This is a genomic window from Pseudomonas yamanorum, assembly GCF_013386765.1.
GTDB lineage: Bacteria > Pseudomonadota > Gammaproteobacteria > Pseudomonadales > Pseudomonadaceae > Aquipseudomonas > Aquipseudomonas yamanorum_A.
This window is the reverse complement of record NZ_JACARE010000003.1, coordinates 458,673-476,451: the sequence shown is the minus strand read 5'-3', so window position 1 is coordinate 476,451 and position 17,779 is coordinate 458,673. Positions and strand designations below refer to the sequence as shown.

17 protein-coding genes are annotated in these 17,779 nt (G+C 63.0%); 11 read left to right on the top strand and 6 right to left on the bottom strand.

Translation table 11 applies throughout. The annotated features are described in order from the left end of the window. Positions 1-135 precede the first annotated feature (135 nt). The 3 genes from purD to HX875_RS02680 all read left to right on the top strand — a co-directional run bounded on the left by purD (position 136) and on the right by HX875_RS02680 (position 5,065). Complete coding sequence (gene purD, locus HX875_RS02690) at positions 136-1,428, top strand: phosphoribosylamine--glycine ligase (protein WP_177041401.1); 1,293 nt, start codon at positions 136-138, stop codon at positions 1,426-1,428. 102 nt (positions 1,429-1,530) lie between these two features. Continuing rightward, complete coding sequence (locus HX875_RS02685; RefSeq protein WP_177041400.1) at positions 1,531-4,305, top strand: hybrid sensor histidine kinase/response regulator; 2,775 nt, start codon at positions 1,531-1,533, stop codon at positions 4,303-4,305. 163 nt (positions 4,306-4,468) lie between these two features. After that, complete coding sequence (locus tag HX875_RS02680) at positions 4,469-5,065, top strand: MarC family protein (protein ID WP_003217330.1); 597 nt, start codon at positions 4,469-4,471, stop codon at positions 5,063-5,065. Between the two features lie 3 nt (positions 5,066-5,068). Here HX875_RS02680 and HX875_RS02675 read toward each other — a convergent pair whose 3' ends face one another. From HX875_RS02675 to cobG, 5 genes are all read right to left on the bottom strand, one after another. Then, on the bottom strand, positions 5,069-5,857 hold the full coding sequence (locus HX875_RS02675) for a hypothetical protein (protein WP_177041397.1): 789 nt from the start codon (positions 5,855-5,857) through the stop codon (positions 5,069-5,071). A gap of 301 nt (positions 5,858-6,158) precedes the next feature. Then, positions 6,159-7,799, bottom strand: coding sequence for a precorrin-3B C(17)-methyltransferase (cobJ, locus tag HX875_RS02670; protein ID WP_177041396.1), 1,641 nt, complete (start codon positions 7,797-7,799; stop codon positions 6,159-6,161). Then, positions 7,799-8,530, bottom strand: a complete 732-nt coding sequence (locus HX875_RS02665) for a precorrin-2 C(20)-methyltransferase (protein ID WP_177041394.1) — start codon at positions 8,528-8,530, stop codon at positions 7,799-7,801. Before HX875_RS02665 ends, cobJ begins: the two co-directional genes overlap by 1 nt. After that, positions 8,530-9,156 (bottom strand): precorrin-8X methylmutase, encoded by a 627-nt coding sequence (locus HX875_RS02660; RefSeq protein ID WP_010174005.1) that lies wholly within the window; start codon positions 9,154-9,156, stop codon positions 8,530-8,532. The genes HX875_RS02665 and HX875_RS02660 overlap by 1 nt, the downstream gene beginning before the upstream one ends. Then, positions 9,149-10,450, bottom strand: a complete 1,302-nt coding sequence (gene cobG / locus HX875_RS02655; RefSeq protein WP_371321465.1) for a precorrin-3B synthase — start codon at positions 10,448-10,450, stop codon at positions 9,149-9,151. Before cobG ends, HX875_RS02660 begins: the two co-directional genes overlap by 8 nt. 95 nt (positions 10,451-10,545) lie before the next feature. Here cobG and cbiE point away from each other — a divergent pair, with 95 nt between their 5' ends. Together cbiE and HX875_RS02645 are read left to right on the top strand one after the other, a co-directional pair. Next, complete coding sequence (cbiE, locus tag HX875_RS02650) at positions 10,546-11,751, top strand: precorrin-6y C5,15-methyltransferase (decarboxylating) subunit CbiE (protein ID WP_177041391.1); 1,206 nt, start codon at positions 10,546-10,548, stop codon at positions 11,749-11,751. Further along, a complete protein-coding gene (locus HX875_RS02645; protein WP_177041389.1) occupies positions 11,748-12,467 on the top strand; it encodes a cobalt-precorrin-6A reductase in 720 nt (239 codons plus the stop codon). The genes cbiE and HX875_RS02645 overlap by 4 nt, the downstream gene beginning before the upstream one ends. Before the next feature lie 121 nt (positions 12,468-12,588). Here the strand turns inward: HX875_RS02645 and HX875_RS02640 are convergent, their stop codons facing one another. After that, positions 12,589-12,840, bottom strand: coding sequence for a DUF6124 family protein (locus HX875_RS02640; RefSeq protein WP_177041387.1), 252 nt, complete (start codon positions 12,838-12,840; stop codon positions 12,589-12,591). Positions 12,841-13,484: 644 nt separating this feature from the next. Here HX875_RS02640 and HX875_RS02630 point away from each other — a divergent pair. The 6 genes from HX875_RS02630 (at position 13,485) to HX875_RS02605 (ending at position 17,685) form a co-directional block, all read left to right on the top strand. Next, positions 13,485-13,787 carry a type II toxin-antitoxin system RelE/ParE family toxin gene (locus tag HX875_RS02630; protein WP_177041385.1) on the top strand — a complete coding sequence of 101 codons (303 nt, stop codon included), beginning with the start codon at positions 13,485-13,487 and terminating at the stop codon, positions 13,785-13,787. 3 nt (positions 13,788-13,790) lie between these two features. Then, positions 13,791-14,078 carry an addiction module antidote protein gene (locus HX875_RS02625; protein ID WP_177041383.1) on the top strand — a complete coding sequence of 96 codons (288 nt, stop codon included), beginning with the start codon at positions 13,791-13,793 and terminating at the stop codon, positions 14,076-14,078. A 97-nt stretch (positions 14,079-14,175) separates the two neighbouring features. Beyond that, a complete protein-coding gene (locus tag HX875_RS02620) occupies positions 14,176-14,571 on the top strand; it encodes a DUF2946 domain-containing protein (protein WP_008439034.1) in 396 nt (131 codons plus the stop codon). Positions 14,572-14,617: 46 nt separating this feature from the next. After that, positions 14,618-15,100, top strand: a complete 483-nt coding sequence (locus tag HX875_RS02615; RefSeq protein ID WP_177041382.1) for a copper chaperone PCu(A)C — start codon at positions 14,618-14,620, stop codon at positions 15,098-15,100. A gap of 64 nt (positions 15,101-15,164) precedes the next feature. After that, positions 15,165-15,524, top strand: coding sequence for a DUF2946 domain-containing protein (locus tag HX875_RS02610; protein WP_177041381.1), 360 nt, complete (start codon positions 15,165-15,167; stop codon positions 15,522-15,524). 94 nt (positions 15,525-15,618) lie between these two features. Continuing rightward, complete coding sequence (locus tag HX875_RS02605; protein ID WP_177041380.1) at positions 15,619-17,685, top strand: TonB-dependent copper receptor; 2,067 nt, start codon at positions 15,619-15,621, stop codon at positions 17,683-17,685. Positions 17,686-17,779 lie beyond the last annotated feature (94 nt).

Below are 17,779 nucleotides of genomic sequence, written 5' to 3'. Positions count from 1 at the left end.
GAGCTGGCTTGCCTGCGATAGCATCACCTCGGTGCACCTGATACACCGAGGCGCCCGCATCGCAGGCAAGCCAGCTCCCACAGAAAAGCCACCCACCGTGGTCTTCAGAATTCAGCGTCATCCGAGGTTTTTGAAATGAATGTTTTGATCATTGGCAGCGGTGGCCGTGAACACGCCCTGGCCTGGAAAGTTGCCCAGGACCCGCGCGTCCAGAAAGTTTTCGTTGCACCCGGCAACGCCGGCACCGCCATTGAAGCCAAGTGCGAAAACGTCGCCATCGACGTGCTAGCCCTTGAGCAACTGGCAGACTTTGCCGAGAAAAATGTTTCCCTGACCATCGTCGGGCCGGAAGTGCCGCTGGTAGCCGGCGTTGTGGACCTGTTCCGCAGCCGTGGCCTGGATTGCTTCGGCCCTACCGCCGGCGCTGCCCAGCTGGAAGGCTCGAAAGCCTTCACCAAGGACTTCCTGGCTCGCCACAAGATCCCGACTGCCGACTACCAGAACTTCACCGAGATCGAGCCAGCCCTGGCTTACCTGCGTGAGGTCGGTGCACCGATCGTGATCAAGGCCGACGGCCTGGCCGCCGGCAAAGGCGTGATCGTCGCAATGACCCTGAGTGAGGCCGAAGACGCCGTACGCGACATGCTCGCCGGCAACGCTTTCGGTGAAGCGGGTTCGCGCGTCGTCATCGAAGAGTTCCTCGACGGCGAAGAAGCCAGCTTCATCGTGATGGTCGACGGCAAGAACGTGCTGCCGATGGCCACCAGCCAGGACCACAAACGTGTTGGCGACGGCGACAGCGGCCCGAACACCGGCGGCATGGGTGCCTACTCCCCTGCCCCGGTAGTCACCGCCGAAGTGCACAAACGCGTGATGGACCTGGTGATCTGGCCAACCGTGCGCGGCATGGCCGACGAAGGCAATGTGTACACCGGTTTCCTGTACGCCGGCTTGATGATCGACAAGGTCGGCAACCCGAAAGTCATCGAGTTCAACTGCCGTTTCGGCGATCCGGAAACCCAACCGGTGATGCTGCGCCTGCAATCGAGCCTGGTGCTGCTGGTGGAAGCTGCGCTGGCCCAGGCCCTGGACAAGGTAGAAGCCCAGTGGGACCCGCGCCCGAGCGTCGGCATCGTGCTGGCCGCCGGCGGCTACCCGGCCGACTACGCCAAGGGCGATGTGATTGAAGGTCTGGATGCGGCTGCTACGCTGGAAGGCAAGGTGTTCCATGCGGGCACCGCGCTCAAGGATGGCAAGGTTGTCACCGCCGGTGGTCGCGTATTGTGCGCAACCGCCATGGGCAGCAGCGTAGATGCCGCCCAGCAACAAGCGTACAAGCTGGCGGCAAAAATCGACTGGAAGGGCTGCTTCTATCGCACCGACATTGGCTACCGTGCCATTGCCCGCGAGCGTGGCGAAAGTCAGTAAACAGCTATCCGTTCGGTTAGGCAGGGGCGTTTTGCCCTTGCCCTACTCTTGTGGCCCCGCGCATAGTTATACCCATGCATCAACCTACGAAGGGATTTCGCCGTGCGCTGGCTCAGGATCGCCATAGGTTTCACTGTCAGTCTGCTGACCTTGCTCTGCTTGCTTCCGGCCCAGGCCGCCGCACAAGGCAGTGGCTGGGCGGTATTGCTTGATGAACAGGCCGATCTGCAACTGAGCGATATCCGCTCGCCCCGCTACATCAATCAATTCAGCCCCATCGAACTGGACCGGATTACCGCCGCGCAACCGGACGGTGCGTTGTGGGTACGTTTCAGGCTGCAACCCGGCAAGCACGAGCAAGTGCTGCGGGTATTCGCCCCTGACCTGTCACACCTGAACCTGTACGTGCTCGACGGCGACACCCTGGTGGAGCAGCAAGCCACCGGCACCCGCCAGCCCCAGGCCGAGCGCCCGCTGCCCAGCAGCGACTTCATGCTGCCGATGCCTCAGAGCCAGAAGCCGCTGGACGTGTACCTGCGGCTGGTCTCGGAACACGAACTGCGCCCGTACATCACCCTGGAGCCCGCCGTACTGGCGGCGGCCAACCAGAACCAGACGCTGATCTACGGGCTGCTGTTCGGCTGCCTGGTGATGCTGATCCTGCACAACCTGACCCGCTACGCCTACCATCGCTCCCGCAGCAGCCTGTGGCTCGCCGCCTGCGAAGTGCTGTTGCTGCTCAGCCTGGCGCTGCTGCTCAATGTGGTGGGGCCATGGCTGCCGAACTGGCACGCGGTACAAACCCCCGGCGCCTACCTCGCCCTGCTGCTGACGGCGCCATGCGGACTGATGTTCGCCTACCGTTTCTTTGCGCCCCTGGGCCCGCATCCGCTGAACAAGCTGTTGATGGCCGACATCCTGCTGATCGTCCTGGTCGGGCTGTTGCTGCTGTTCGTCAACACACTGCCCCTGAACATCATCACCTATGCCCTGGTGGCGCTGGCCGGCCTGAGCATGTTGTTCGTTTCGGCTTATCACTGGCAAAAAGGTTATCGCCCGGCGCGGCTGTTCATGCTGGCGATGGTGATCTTCAACATTGGCACCCTGATTATCCTGCCCGCATTGCTGGGCCTGACACTGGTGGCGCCCCAAGGTCTGATCGTCACCTTGCTCGGTTTTATCTGCCTCAGCGGCTTGTTGATGAGCCTGGCCCTGGGCGAACGCCAGCGCGCCATCACCGAAGACAACTTCAGCCTCAGCCGCGACCTGGCGGCCAGCAATGCCGAGATCGCCGCCAAGGCCGAGTTCCTGGCGAAGATCAGCCACGAAATCCGCACCCCCATGAACGGCGTGCTGGGCATGACCGAACTGCTGTTGGGCACGCCGCTGTCGGTCAAGCAGCGGGACTATGTGCAAACCATCCACAGCGCCGGCAATGAACTGCTCACCCTGATCAACGAGATCCTCGACATCTCCAAGCTGGAGTCCGGGCAGATCGAACTGGACGACGTGCAATTCGACCTCAACGCGCTGATCGAAGACTGCCTGAGTATTTTCCGCGCCAAGGCCGAACAGCAGAACGTCGAGCTGATCAGCTTTATCCAGCCCCAGGTGCCACGGGTGATCAGCGGCGACCCGACCCGCCTGCGCCAGGCAATGTTGAGCCTGCTGGAAAACGCCCTGCAAAAAACCGATGAAGGCGAAGTGCTGATCGTCGTCGCGCTGGACGAGCGCAGCAGCAAACCGCGCCTGCGCATCGCCGTGCAAGACAGCGGCCTGCCAATGGAACCCGCCGAGCGCGACGCCCTGCTGCACAGCGAGTTGCACAGCAAGAATTTCCTCTCGGCCACACGCCTGAGCGGCCATCTGGGCCTGGTCATCGCCCGACAGTTGATCCTGTTGATGAATGGCGAATTCGGCATCAAGAGCGGCAGCCAACAGGGCAGCACCTTGTGGCTGACCTTGCCGCTGGACCCGGAACGCCTGGAGCATCCGACCTCCGACCTCGACGGCCCGCTCCAGGGCGCTCGCGTGCTGGTGGTGGACGACAACGACACCTGCCGCAAAGTGCTGGTGCAGCAATGCACGGCCTGGGGCCTGAACGTCAGCGCCGTGCCTTCGGGCAAGGAAGCCCTGGCGCTGCTGCGCACCAAGGCGCACCTGCGGGACTATTTCGACGTGGTGCTGCTGGACCAGAACATGCCCGGCATGACCGGCATGCAACTGGCGGCGAAGATCAAGGAAGACCCGAGCCTGAACCACGACATATTGCTGATCATGCTCACCGGCATCAGCAACGCGCCGAGCAAGATCATCGCGCGCAACTGCGGGATCAAACGCATCCTCGCCAAACCCGTGGCCGGCTATACCCTCAAGACCACGCTTGCCGACGAGTTGACCCAGCGCAGCAAAGGCACCGTGCAGCCTCGCCAGCCCGCGATCAGCGCGCCCATCCCGGTGACGGTGCCGAGTGATTTCCGGATCCTGGTGGCGGAAGACAACAGCATCTCCACCAAGGTGATTCGCGGCATGCTCGGCAAGCTCAACCTGCAGCCCGACACCGCGAGCAACGGCGAAGAAGCCCTGCAAGCGATGAAGGCCCAACGCTACGACCTGGTGTTGATGGACTGTGAAATGCCGATCCTCGACGGCTTCTCCGCCACCCAGCAACTGCGGGCGTGGGAAGTCAGCAACCAGCGCATTCGTACGCCGATCGTGGCGCTGACGGCGCACATTCTGTCGGAACATAAAGAGCGTGCACGCCAGGCCGGGATGGACGGGCACATGGCCAAGCCGGTGGAGCTGTCGCAATTGCGCGAGCTGGTGGAGTATTGGGTGGCGCAGCGGGCACAACGGCCGGAACACGCCCCTACCTGACCTGAAACAGGATCTCCCTGTGGGAGCTGGCTTGCCTGCGATGGCGGTGTATCAGCCACAAACATGGATGCCTGACACACCGCCATCGCAGGCAAGCCAGCTCCCACATTTGTTCCGTGGCGCCTGATAGACTCCCCACACGTCCCCGCCGCGAGCCGCGCCCATGCTCCATGTGTTATTCAGCGTTTACCTGAAGATGCTGGTGCTCTACAGCCCCTTCTTCGTGCTCTCCTGCTTTATCAGCCTGACCCGCGGCTACTCCAGCAAAGAGCGGCGGCGCCTGGCCTGGAAAGTCGCCCTCGCCACCCTGGTATCGAGCGTGTTGCTCTACCTGTTCGGCCGGGTGATTTTCAGTGTGTTCGGCATCACCGTCGACGCCTTCCGCATCGGCGCCGGCAGTGTGCTGTTTATCTCGGCCCTGGGCATGGCCCAAGGCAAGTCGGCGGTGCAGACCGACAACGTGCAGCAGGACGTGACCATCGTGCCGCTGACCATTCCCCTGACCGTCGGCCCCGGCACCATCGGTGCGCTGCTGGTGATGGGCGTCAGCCAGCCGCACTGGGACGACAAGATCACCGCCATCCTCAGCATCGCCCTGGCCAGCCTCACGGTGGGCGTGGTGCTGTACCTGTCCAACCGTATCGAACGCATCCTCGGCGACCAGGGCTTGCAGATTGTCAGCCGGTTGATGGGGCTGTTTGTGTGTGCCCTGGCCGCGCAAATCATCTTTACCGGTGTACGCGGTTACCTGGTGCCGTAACGCTCAAATCCTGTATTTGGCGATAGCCAGGCGGACCTTGTCCCCTGCGCTGTCCCGCAGCAGTTGAATCGTGGCTTCGTTGACCACCGAGCTGTTCAGCACCAGGCACGTGCGGCCACTGAAGGCTTCAACGGAGGCACTGTCCCACTCCAGAAACGGTATGCCCAACTGCTTGCTGACCCCGTGGGAACTGTAAGTCACCAACACCATCGAGACCTCTCCGGCCGTTTCCGAACAGGACGCCAAGCCGAAATCACCACCGTCGCGGGTGGTGGTATTGCGTTTGAACAACTCGAACGAGGCCGGAAGCTGCTTCAAGGCTTCCACCGCATCCCCCACCAGCTTGGGCAGCGCACTGATCAGCGGCCCCGACAGGAACGTCGAAGCCACCGTGGCCGCTACCAGGTTCAGCGCCGCCAACTGCACCGACAGCCCTTTGCGGGTCGTGTACACCCGCTCAAAACTGCTCCTCACCGGGATCCAGCCAAGGCTGGTCATCACCTTGATGAATTCGTCGTACCAGGCCTCGCTTCCCCGGGCGATGCGCAACACATCGCTGACGTAGCTGCTCGCCAGCAAATAGCTCTTGCGGGTGTACTCCTTGTTGAGGTTGGTCATGCCGTCCACAAACGACATGACGCTGTTGTTCACCACCGCCGCGTTCAAACCATCATCGTCAGCCTTTATCGGCGGGCTCGACCCGGACGACAGGCTGGACGCCCCCGGAAGCCGGTAAGCGGAAATCAGCCTCCTCCTTTTTGCGCTGTTGATCCGTCTGTTATTTCGCTCCATAGCCATTTCTCCATAACCCCCAACATGGGGCTTAACGCCAACACTAGTCGAGTTGCCGGAGATCTTGAGCTACAGGAAATTGACGACAGGACGCGCTGCTGCACGCAGGAAAAATCAGCGCTCGCGGCGACGCTGAGCAAACACGGGGGATGAACCTGTGCGGTGAAAAGATGCGGTGTTTTTCTTCGGCCCGTAGAGAAAGGTAAGACTCGACCTGGCGCCAGAACGGCTCGGCAAGCAGACCTTTCTTCCATCACCTGATGGCTTTTTCAAGGTGGCCCCATTGCGGGGCCACCGTGTTTCAGGAGGCCGGTTTCTCGCCGTACCAACGTGGCGTGTACACCCACTCACCGCCACCGGCGCGGGGGAATACGCAGGTGGTGGACGAGCCGATGAGCACCATGGTGCGCATGTCCACCTGCTCCGGGGTCAGTTGCCCCAGCGTGGTGACGCGCAGGGTCTGCCCCGGGCGACCGATATCACGGCCCAACACCACCGGCGTCTCGGCCGCGCGGTGCTGCGCGACGATCTCCAGGGCGCGCCCCAACTGCCACGGCCGCGCACGGGAAATCGGGTTGTAGAACGCCAGCGCCAGGTCGGCCTGGGACGCCAGGTCCAGGCGCTTCTCGATGATCGCCCAGGGCTTGAGGTTGTCCGACAGCGATATCACGCAGAAGTCATGCCCCAGCGGTGCCCCCGCCTGGGCCGCCGTCGCGAGGGATGCCGATACGCCCGGCAAAATTTCCAGGTCGACCTGATGCCAGGCCGGGTCGCTGGATTCGTGCAAGGCTTCGATCACCGCAGCGGCCATGGCGAATACGCCCGGGTCACCCGAGGACACCACCACCACCGAACGCCCTTGCGCCGCCAGTTCAAAGGCGTGACGGGCGCGCTGCATTTCTTCGCGATTGTCGGTGCAATGCTGGATCTGGTCCGGGCGGAATGGCCCGGCCATGCGCACGTAGGTTTCGTAGCCCAGCACGTCGGTGCAGCGGGCCAGTTCGGCCTTTACCGCCGGCACCATCAGCTCGGCAGCGCCGGGGCCCAGGCCGATGACCGCCAGGCGTCCACGGGGACGACCGATCAGGGACAGGTTCAGAGGGGCATCGGCGACCGTGATCGCGATGTCGGCCTGGGTCGCCAAATCGGCAAAGCGCAACGGTACGTCCAACTCGACTGAAGCTTCGTGCAATGACGAATCAGCCATCTCCGTTTCAGCCGCCAGCAGGCACGCCAGTGACTGCACGGCGAGCCCTGCATCCTGCAACGCCGCACGAATGCGCGAGGCCAATTGCGGCCCTGGCTGGCAGGTGACCAACACGTTCTTCGGATAAATCAGCAGTTCATTCGCCGCAGGCGTGCGCTCGGCGCTGCCCACGTGGATCGCCAGTCGCGCCTGCTGATCCTGGGGCAAATTGGCCTGATCCAGCCACGGCGCAGCACCTTCGATGCGCACCGATTCGCCCGCCAGCAAGTCCGACACAAAGCGCTTGCCCAGCTCCAGATCTGCGAGCTGATAACCGCTGGGAGGGTTGAGCAGGCAGGTGCCGAAACGCAGCTCGCCACTGGTGGTGATCGCAGCGGCAACGCCCAACGCAGCAGCGATTTCACGCGCCATTACGTTCACACCGCCGAGGCCACCGAGCAGCGGCACTACCGCGCTGCCGTCTTCGGCGACTGCCAGCACGGCAGGCTCGACGCCTTTCTCCAACAGCAGCGGCGCCAGGGTGCGGATCACAATTCCGGCGGCGCACAACGCAATGATCGACGTGCCCTGTTGATACAACTGGCGCAGGGTTGCGCCGAACTCGGTGTAGGACTGGTCTGCGCCCTCGACCCGCCCGGCCAGGCCGTGGATCAGCGCGTCGGGATACACCTGCTGGATAGCCCGGGCCGTGGCGAGGCTGCCCTGCCCGAGGATGACAATCGCGGGACTCGTCATCAGCCTTGCCACCTTTCACCAGGAACGATGATCAGCGAGAAATATGGCGAGGACGTTGGATCGACTTCGTTCAGGGCGACGATTTTCTGATTGGCCATGGTCGCACGCTCGACGTACAACGCCCGGCTCGCCAGGCCCAGTTCTTCCAATACCTGGCGCACCTTGGTGAAGTTGCGCCCCAGCTTCATGATCACCGCCGCATCGGCATCCGCCAGGCGACGCTTGAGTTCGTCGTGGGGCAACACGCCGGAGAGCACCGACAGGCTCTGGTTGCGATACACCAACGGCGCGCCCAGCACCGAGGCGCCACCGAGCATCGAGCACACGCCCGGGATCACCTGGGCTTCGTAGCGCTCGGCCAGGCGGTCGTGCAGATACATATAGGAGCCGTAGAAGAACGGGTCGCCTTCGCAGATCACCGCCACATCGCGCCCGGCATCCAGGTGCGCGGCAACGTCGACACTGGCGGTGTCGTAGAAGTCGCTGATCACTTGCTCGTAGGACAGCGGCGCCGGCAACACTTCGGTGGTCACCGGGTACACCAGCGGCATCAGGGTCTGCTGTGGCACCAGATGGTCTTCGATGATGCCGAAGGCGTTGCCCTTCTTGCCCTTGGCCACGAAGTACGCCACCACCGGCGATTCGCGCAACAGGCGCAGGGCCTTGAGGGTGATAAGTTCCGGGTCACCGGGGCCTACGCCCAGGCCAATCAAACGTCCGCGTGCCAGCATTATTCGACCTCCGTGGCCAAGGCGTTCACCGCGGCGGCGGCCATCGCACTGCCGCCCAGGCGGCCCTGCATGATCACGAACGGTACGCCACGGCTGTCTGCAGCCAGCATCGCCTTGGATTCGGCGGCGCCGACAAAACCCACCGGGAAACCGAGGATCAACGCGGGTTTTGGCGCACCGGCGTCGAGCATTTCCAGCAGGTAGAACAAGGCGGTCGGGGCATTGCCGATCACCACCACACTGCCTTCCAGGTGCGGGCGCCACAGCTCCAGGGCGGCGGCGGAACGGGTGTTGCCCAGCTCGCGGGCCAACTCCGGCACGCTGTCATCGCGCAGGGTACAGATCACCTGATTGTTGGCCGGCAGGCGGGTGCGGGTTACGCCTTCGGAGACCATCCGCGCATCACACAGAATCGGCGCGCCGGCGGCCAGGGCTTCGCGCCCGGCCTTGCCCGCGCCCTCGGAAAATTGCAGGCCGTCGATGGCGTCGACCATGCCGCAGGCATGAATCACCCGCACGGCGAGTTTTTCCAGGTCGGCAGGAATGCGATCAAGCTTGGCTTCTGCGCGAATGATCGCGAAGGAGTTGCGATAGATCTCCTGACCGTCGCGGATGTAATCAATCATCGGTGTTGCTCCGTGGGTGGGCGCGCAACACGGCGCCCGCCGCTTCAATGGAAAGAGTGCGCGCGTGCAGGCGGCCGAAACCGGGCAGGCCTGCGTCGCGAAAATAGAGGTCGTAGTGGCCGGGGCTCACCGCCAGCAAGGTGACCGGCGCGGTGTGTGCGGCAGCGCAGGAACGCGGGCAGCCGGACAGGTGCACGTTGTGGCCGGGGGCAAGCGTGGCCAGGTGCAAGGCGTCGGCCTTGGTGTCGCAAAGGCCTTTGGCGCAGCCGCTGGAACCGGTGCAGGCGATCAGGCGCGCCAGGGGTTGGTCCACAGAACACAGAAAGCCAAGCTGTTCGAGGCGTTCGGTCACAGCCGCCGCGTCCCGGATATTGGGCAGCAGCAGGCCTTGCCAGGGCGTGACACGCAGGGTGGCGTCGCCATGGTCGACGGCCAGTTGCGCGGCGCCCCTGAGCATCGCCGAATCGAGGCGGCCCAAGGGTGCGACGCCGGCAACGTAGACCCGGTTTTTTTGGTGCTGTGGATAACTTCCCAGGTGCAGCGGCGCAGGGTTTGCGCGGCGCGAGAAGCCGTCGACAGGCTGCAACGGCAGGCTTATTTGCCCCAGGAAGTTATCCACAGACGTTTCGGCCAGCAGGTGCCGCATGCGGTTTTGTTCAGGCCGGGCCAGTGCAAGGAAGCGTTCCAGAACCGCCACCACCAATGCATGCCCTTGCGCCAAAGGCACGGCCGCCAAGGGCGCGTCCTGCGCCGGGCAACCTGCCAGGCCGAACGCCAACAGCGTCTGGCCATTGGCGTCGAAGGCCGACAGCCACAGGTCGTGGTGATGCTCAAGCATCGCCAGGGCTTCACCACCGTCCAGTTGCACGGCGAACTTGGCCGACAACTCATGAAAGCGCGGGTGGGTTTCCAGGGTGACGAGGATCTCGTCCGCCAACGGCCGGGTGTCGAACAGCATGTCGCGGTCGATACCGGCGCTGGGGCTGAGCATCAGGTTGCGCACATCGTCCCCGGCGGCGCTTCTGGGGCCCAGGTCGGCGGCCAGCAAGGCCGCGATCAATGCGTCCTGTTCGGCGCCGATTCCGCGGATTTGCAGGTTGGCGCGGTTGGTCGCCTCGATCACCCCGCCGGCATAGGCCTGGGCCGCGTCGGCCACGGCAAACGCCTGCCCGGCGCGGATCGAACCACCGGCCAGTTTGATCCGGCAAATCCCGCCATCCAACGCCTGGACAATACGCAGCAACCCCGGACAGGCCGAGGGGCGCAAGGTATTGGACGATGGTGTTGGTTTCACAGGGCTACCGGTTCACGGGTAAAGGCGCGGTATTATGCCTGCTTTGTCCGGCGGCATGAAAAGCCTGCCCGTCGGATGTCGTTCAAGGAATTCATATGTCGCCCTGGCTGACGGTAGTAGGCATCGGTGAAGACGGCTTCAAGGGCCTGGGCAGAAACGCCCGGCACGCTCTGTTGAGCGCCTCTCGCATAGTTGGCGGCCAACGCCAGCTGGACTTGTTGCCCCTGTGCATTCGCGGCGAACGCCAGTTGTGGCCCAGCCCGTTTTCCCTGGAGCCGGTGCTGGCGCGCCGTGGTGAGGCGGTGTGCGTGCTGGCCAGCGGCGATCCGATGTTCTATGGCGTGGGCGCAAGCCTGGCGCGGCAGCTGCCCGCCGATGAGCTGCTGATTCTGCCGGCGCCCTCTTCGGTGTCTTTGGCGGCGGCGCGTTTGGGCTGGCCGTTGCAGGACGTGGTGACACTGTCGGTGGTTGCCCGGCCGTTGGCGGCGCTGAATGCGCACCTGGCCACCGGCATACGCTTGCTGGTGCTGAGTAATGACGACCAGAGCCCGGCAGCGATTGCAGCGCAGTTGGCCGAGCGTGGGTTTGGCGCAAGTCGCCTGAGTGTGTTTGAACACCTGGGTGGGCCGGATGAGCGGCGCGTCGACGGTATCGCCCAGGACTGGCAGGGCGAGCCGATTGCTGCATTGAATCTGGTGGCCATCGACTGCGTGGCTGACGCCAACTCACCGCGCCTGTCACGCCTGGCGGGGTTGCCGGATTCGGCGTTCAAGCACGACGGCCAGTTGACCAAGCGTGACGTACGCGCCATGACCCTCGCCCGCCTCGCGCCAATGCCCGGCGAACTGCTGTGGGATGTGGGCGCGGGCAGCGGCTCCATCGGGATCGAATGGATGCGTGCCCACCCCAGCTGCCGGGCCCTGGCCATCGAGGCCGATGAAGGCCGGCAACTGCTGATCGAGCACAACCGTGATGCCCTGGGCGTCCCCGGCCTGCAACTGATTCGCGGCACTGCGCCCCACGCCCTCGCAGGCCTCGAAGCGCCGGACGCAATCTTCATCGGCGGCGGCGTAACCCGTGACGGCGTGCTCGACACCTGCTGGCAACAGCTGCGCCCCGGCGGCCGGCTGGTGGCCAACGCCGTGACCCTGCAAAGCGAAATGACCCTGATGGCCTGGCGCGAACAACACGGCGGCGAGCTGACCCGCATTCACGTGGCCCAGGCCCAGCCGCTGGGGGGCTTTGATACCTGGCGCCAGGCGCTGCCGATCACTTTGCTCGAAGTGACCAAGCCGCTATGAAACGCATCCTGCTGCTGGGCGGCGTGACGGAAGCCCTGGCCATTGCCCGCACACTGGGGCCCGAGCATATCTACAGCCTGGCGGGCGTTGGCCGCGTTCCGACCGACCTTAGGTGCCAGGTGCGCGTCGGCGGCTATGGCGGCGCTGAAGGCTTGGCGCAGTTCATTCGCGATGAAGGTATCGAGCTGGTGCTGGACGCGACTCATCCATATGCCGCACAGATCAGCGCCAATGCAGCCCGCGCCGCCGGTTTGTGCGACGTTGCCTGCTGGGCCCTGCGCCGCCCGGCATGGCAGCCACAGGCCGGTGACGACTGGCGCGAAGTCAGTGACTGGGCGCAGTTGATCGAAGCCCTCAAGCCCTTCAAGCGACCGCTGTTCACGCTGGGCCGCGAGCCGTTGCAGCACCTCGACGAAATCCCCTCCGAGCAGTTCTGGACGTTGCGCGCACTGGATGTGTACCCCGGCAATGAACGCTGCGAAGTGATTGGCGCCCGTGGGCCGTTTTTGATCGAGGACGAGCGGGCGTTGTTTGAGCGGCGGCAGATTGATGTGCTGATCAGCAAGAACAGCGGCAGCACGGCTACGGAGCCGAAGCTGGAAGTGGCAAGGGAGCGTGGGGTGCCGGTGTTGGTGTTGAGGCGGCCGGTGTTGGCGGGGGTGGATATGGAGTTCACGACAGTCAACTCGGTACTGGAAGCATTCCAGTCTGTATGACGCAACACGAAACAAAGGTGGGAGCTGGCTTGCCTGCGATACAGACGACGCGGTCGTTCAGATACACCGCAGCGATGCCATCGCGGGCAAGCCAGCTCCCACACTAACCTGCGTCGCGCTGTCAGCTCCGCGTGGCGGCCGCCTGTTCGGCAGCATCGTGCACCCGATCAGCCAGCAACTCCGCCAGTTCGATCAACTGAGCAACGCCCAACAACTCCTCTCGCTTCGATCCTTCCAGGCTAAACGCCAAGTCGCAACTCAGCGCGTTGGCCGAGGCAAGTGTTTCGATGAGGTTGACCAGCAAGTCTTCGGTGCTGATTCCGTCGGTTACGGTGAACAGCCGAAAAGGGGGATTTGGGGTAGGTTTAATCATTGTGAAGCTCCGGAGAAGTGCAAAGGAGCTACCACTGATCGCCGCGATGCGATGGGGGTGGCAGCTGTACGCAGGTTCGCGGACCGGCTCTCCAGAACACCGGCATACCCGAAGGTATCCCGCGCACAGCCACCATAGCGCCGCACAGTAGACGATAAAAAAGCGCCAACTGAAAGGACACGATGACGCTTTTGCGTCTGAAGAAATCCGGGCCGCGACGCCCGACCGCTGATTTTGCAGCGGTGTACGGAGACTAGAGATTGAGTTTCCCAAGGACAACCGCCAATCGCTGTCGGAAATTTCTGTGGAGGGCCTCCACATTCGAATCGAACACAATCCAAACTGTGGGAGCTGGCTTGCCTGCGATAGCATCACCTCGAGTCAGCAGGAAGACCGAGTCGCCTGTATCGCAAGGTGCAATGACCTCGTAGGAAAATGCCTCAATCATCGACATCCTTTTGACAACCCCGCTTTAAAAACCGATTCGCCTTACAACCCCCTCCGAACCAGCCGGCTGGTTCAGCCAAAAGCCCTCGCCCTAAGCTCCCCTCTCGCAGTTTTGCACCAGAGTCTGCGATGGGGATGCACTGCTTTTGCAGCGCAGCTTGACTTGCCATTCTGTATCCCAAGGAATACGATCAAAGATGATTCACTTCAAGAAATCCAAGCATTTCCTGGAGTGGCTTGATTCGTTAAACAATAAACCGGCCCGTGCACGCGTACTGGCAAGGTTGGATAACGCACAATCAGGCAACTTCGGAGACTGTGAAACAGTAGGAAATGGCGTTTCGGAAATGCGCATCCACTACGGCCCTGGATACCGGGTTTATTTCACTCGTAGAGAGGAGGTGGTTTACCTGTTGTTGATAGGCGGTGATAAATCAACGCAGAAACGCGATATCCAGCGCGCTAAGCAAATTGCAGAAGACTTTGAAAAAAAGGAGTAAGCCATGACTGAATTTACAGACTTCGACATAGCGGAGCACCTCAAGACTCCTGAAGATATGGCCGAGTATCTTGAAGCGTGCTTCGAAGAGGATACCGGTAACGGACTGCTTATTCGTTCAGCCCTCAACAACATCGCCCGCGCCCAAGGCATGACTCAAGTAGCCCGCGACGCCGGCCTCGGACGCGAAAGTTTATATAAAGCCCTCTCCAGCACTGGCAATCCCGAGTTCGCGACTATCATGAAGGTCATGAAAGCCCTCGGCCTGAAGCTGCACGCCACGGTTGGTTGATAGCACTGCGACACCAAACCACACCGTCCCTTTTTACTTATCCCCCCCGATCAGGCTAAATACCCACCTGATCGCTTAACCCTACGGATTGTCCGCCATGGCCCGTCAACGCTTTGCAATTGCCTGGATAGCCTGCCTTGCAGTGCTGTTCAATGCGTTTGCTATGCCGCTGGCGGGTGCGATGCAGCAGGCGGATGACCCGGTCAAGCAATTGCTATGGGGCAGTTTCTGCTCCTCCAATGCCAACAAGCTGACGGCCATTGCCCTGGGCAAGCTGGAGATTCCGGCGCCGCAGCAGGACGATCACTCCACCATGCAACATTGCTGGTGCTGCTCGGGGTCGGCGCCGTTGGTGGCGCTGCCAGGGCATTCGCCAACACTGTATTTCGCACGATTCGACGCGGTGCAAGACCTCCCGCCGCCGTCATTGCAATCCCCTACCCCGCGCCAGCAATGGCCGAGCCTTAACCCCCGCGCCTCTCCAACGGTCTGATTTCTTCGCAAGTGAACTGCGTTTAGAACCGTTCTGGAGAACTGCCATGCTCAAATCTTCCCTGCTTCTGGCTGCGTTGTTGCTGCCGGTGTGTGCTGCTGCCAATGCCGAAGTCTTCAAGGTCGGCGAGCTGGTGGTCAGCGAACCCTGGTCCCAGGAGCTGCCGCCCAACGCGCCGACCGTCGCGGCGTATTTCGTGATTCATAACCAGGGCGAGCATGCGGACCGCCTGCTCAGCGTCGACACGCCCGTGGCCGCCAAGGCCGAGCTGCATGAGCATGTGATGCAGGGCGACCTGATGAAGATGCAACAGGTGACCAGCGTCGCGGTGCCGGCCAAAGGTGACCTGACGTTCGCCCCCATGGCCTACCACGTGATGCTGCTGGACCTGAAGGACCGCAGCGTATTGCGCGACGGCCAGCATTTCCCGCTGACCCTGAATTTCGAGAAGGCCGGCCCCGTGAAGGTGGAAGTGTCGGTGCAGAAGCAACCGCCCATGGCCGGCCACGAGCACATGCACGCCCAGTAGATAAACCTTGATGGGCGCCCCACGCGCCAGGTTGCCCGCACACCGCCGTAAGCCGATGAGCCTTATGCGCGGCAGCTGGATCAGCCTGTTCGCCATGCTGATGATCTTTATCGGTCCGCTGATTTCCCAAGCGATGCCGATGGATCATCACGCCGGTATGTCGATGGCAATGTCCATGGACATGCCGAGCTGCCATGGCGACGCAAAACCTCAAAAGGCCCCCGACGAACACCACGTGCTGTGGGAAAAGTGCGGCTATTGCAGCCTGCTTTTCAGTTGCCCGGCGCTGCCTGGCAGCGTGTCGTTTGTCACCCTCGGCAGCCCACCGCCCGCCAACGCCCTCACCCCCGCCCCACGCCTGGGCCATGCCCGGCAAACCGTGTTCCCCGGCGCCCGCAGCCGCGCGCCACCCATCATCGCGTAAGCACTTCACACCGTTACTTCACACCGGCCGACTTTCAAAAAGACAGCCGCAGGCTGCTGGCCGTGTTGTTTACGACTGATTGATGGAATTTTTCATGTCCAGGTTTTCTGCTGACACCCGTTTGGGATGCACTCCCGTCTTCGCCGTTCTGTGCGGCGCGCTGCTGGTTCCACAGGCCCACGCCGATCAGGCTGACACTGAACTGAGCCCGACGGTGATCACCGCGATCGCCCCCAGCTCGCCACTGACGATCGTCACCAACCCGAAAGACCCGCGCCAACCGGTGCCCGCCAGCGATGGCGGCGACTACCTCAAGACCATCCCCGGCTTTGCCCTGGTGCGCAACGGCGGCACCAATGGCGACCCGGTACTGCGCGGCATGTTCGGCTCGCGCCTGAATATCCTCACCAACGGCAGCATGATGCTCGGTGCCTGCCCCGGCCGGATGGACGCACCCACCTCCTACATCTCGCCGGAAACCTACGACAAGCTGACCGTGATCAAAGGCCCACAAACCGTACTCTGGGGCCCGGGCGCTTCCGCCGGCACGATTCTGTTCGAGCGCGAGCCCGAGCAGTTCGGCACCTTGGGTACACGGGTCAACGCCAGCATCCTGGCAGGCTCCAACGGGCGCTTCGATAAAGTCGTCGACGCGGCAGCCGGCGGGCCATTGGGTTATGTGCGAGTGATCGGCAACCAGGCCCACGCCGATGACTACAAGGACGGCAACAACGACACCGTCGCCTCGCGCTACGACAAGTGGAATGGCGACGTAGCCGTGGGCTGGACCCCGGACGCCGACACGCTGCTGGAACTCACCGCCGGCCGTGGCGACGGCGAGGCGCGTTATGCCGGGCGCGGCATGGACGGCTCGCAGTTTCTGCGGGAAAGCCTCGGGCTGCGCTTCGAGAAGTCGAACATCGGCGAGGTGCTGGACAAGGTCGAGGCGCAGGTCTACTACAACTACGCCGACCACGTGATGGACAACTACACCCTGCGCGTCCCGTCGGGCACCGGGATGATGGCCGGCCCCATGGCGGCCAACGTCGACCGCCGCACCCTTGGCGCACGCATCAAGGCCACCTGGCGCTGGGCCGATGTGCAGTTGATCGGCGGCATCGATGCGCAAACCAACGAGCACCGCGAACGCAGCGCCATGGGCGTCGACACCTACAAGGACCTGCCCCGCAGCAAGGACGCCAACTTCCACAACTACGGCGTGTTCGGCGAGCTGACCTGGTACGCCGCCGACCGCGACCGCCTGATCACCGGCGCCCGTGTGGACCGTGCTTCGGCCAAGGATTTCCGGCAAACCATCGACTCAGGGATGATGAGCAGCCCCAACCCTACCGCCGATAAATCCCGCGCCGACACGCTGCCGTCGGGCTTCGTGCGCTATGAGCACGACCTGGCCGACAGCCCGACCACCGTGTACGCGGGCCTGGGCCACTCAGAGCGTTTCCCGGACTACTGGGAGCTGTTTTCGCCGAACACCGGCGCGGTGGGGTCTGTGAATGCCTTCGACGGCGTGAAGCCCGAAAAAACCACCCAGCTGGATTTCGGCCTGCAATACAAATCCGCCGACCTCGACGCCTGGGCCTCGGGCTACGTCGGCCAGGTGCGGGACTTCATCCTGTTCGACTACCAACCGGGAATGATGGGCACCACCTCCCAGGCGCGCAATGTGGATGCGCGAATCATGGGCGGTGAACTGGGCGCAGCGTACAAGCTGACCGCCAACTGGAAGGCCGATGCCACCTTCGCCTACGCCTGGGGCAAGAACAGCAGCGACGGCAAGCCGCTGCCACAGATTCCGCCGCTGGATGCGCGTTTCGGGCTCACCTACAGCCAGGACGACTGGAGCGCCGGCGCCTTGTGGCGGGTGGTCGCGGCGCAAAACCGCATCGACCAGAACAAGGGCAACGTAGTCGGCAAGGACTTCGACAAGAGCTCGGGGTTTGGCGTGTTCTCGTTGAACGCGGCGTATCGCATCAATAAGAATTTCAAGGTCAGCACCGGCGTCGACAACCTGTTCGGCAAGGCGTACGCCGAGCACCTGAACCTGGCCGGCAACGCCGGGTTCGGCTACCCGGCCAATGACCCCCAAGCAATCAAGGAACCGGGGCGCACGCTCTGGACCAAGGTGGACATGAGCTTCTAAGAGCATCGCAGGCAAGCCCGCTCCCACAGTTGAACTGCATTCCCCTGTGGGAGCGGGCTTGCCCGCGATGGCGTCCTCGATAACACAAAAAACC

Excerpts from the sequence above, each read along its gene's own strand:
- HX875_RS02620 (WP_008439034.1), top strand. The coding sequence starts at position 14,176 with ATGGCCCGTCAACGCTTTGCAATTGCCTGGATAGCCTGCCTTGCAGTG.
- HX875_RS02640 (WP_177041387.1), bottom strand. The coding sequence starts at position 12,840 with ATGATTAAACCTACCCCAAATCCCCCTTTTCGGCTGTTCACCGTAACC.
- HX875_RS02680 (WP_003217330.1), top strand. The coding sequence starts at position 4,469 with ATGCTCCATGTGTTATTCAGCGTTTACCTGAAGATGCTGGTGCTCTAC.
- purD (WP_177041401.1), top strand. The coding sequence starts at position 136 with ATGAATGTTTTGATCATTGGCAGCGGTGGCCGTGAACACGCCCTGGCC.
- HX875_RS02660 (WP_010174005.1), bottom strand. The coding sequence starts at position 9,156 with ATGATTGATTACATCCGCGACGGTCAGGAGATCTATCGCAACTCCTTC.
- cbiE (WP_177041391.1), top strand. The coding sequence starts at position 10,546 with ATGTCGCCCTGGCTGACGGTAGTAGGCATCGGTGAAGACGGCTTCAAG.
- HX875_RS02630 (WP_177041385.1), top strand. The coding sequence starts at position 13,485 with ATGATTCACTTCAAGAAATCCAAGCATTTCCTGGAGTGGCTTGATTCG.
- HX875_RS02625 (WP_177041383.1), top strand. The coding sequence starts at position 13,791 with ATGACTGAATTTACAGACTTCGACATAGCGGAGCACCTCAAGACTCCT.
- HX875_RS02610 (WP_177041381.1), top strand. The coding sequence starts at position 15,165 with ATGCGCGGCAGCTGGATCAGCCTGTTCGCCATGCTGATGATCTTTATC.
- HX875_RS02615 (WP_177041382.1), top strand. The coding sequence starts at position 14,618 with ATGCTCAAATCTTCCCTGCTTCTGGCTGCGTTGTTGCTGCCGGTGTGT.
- HX875_RS02675 (WP_177041397.1), bottom strand. The coding sequence starts at position 5,857 with ATGGAGCGAAATAACAGACGGATCAACAGCGCAAAAAGGAGGAGGCTG.
- HX875_RS02605 (WP_177041380.1), top strand. The coding sequence starts at position 15,619 with ATGTCCAGGTTTTCTGCTGACACCCGTTTGGGATGCACTCCCGTCTTC.
- HX875_RS02645 (WP_177041389.1), top strand. The coding sequence starts at position 11,748 with ATGAAACGCATCCTGCTGCTGGGCGGCGTGACGGAAGCCCTGGCCATT.
- cobJ (WP_177041396.1), bottom strand. The coding sequence starts at position 7,799 with ATGACGAGTCCCGCGATTGTCATCCTCGGGCAGGGCAGCCTCGCCACG.
- HX875_RS02665 (WP_177041394.1), bottom strand. The coding sequence starts at position 8,530 with ATGCTGGCACGCGGACGTTTGATTGGCCTGGGCGTAGGCCCCGGTGAC.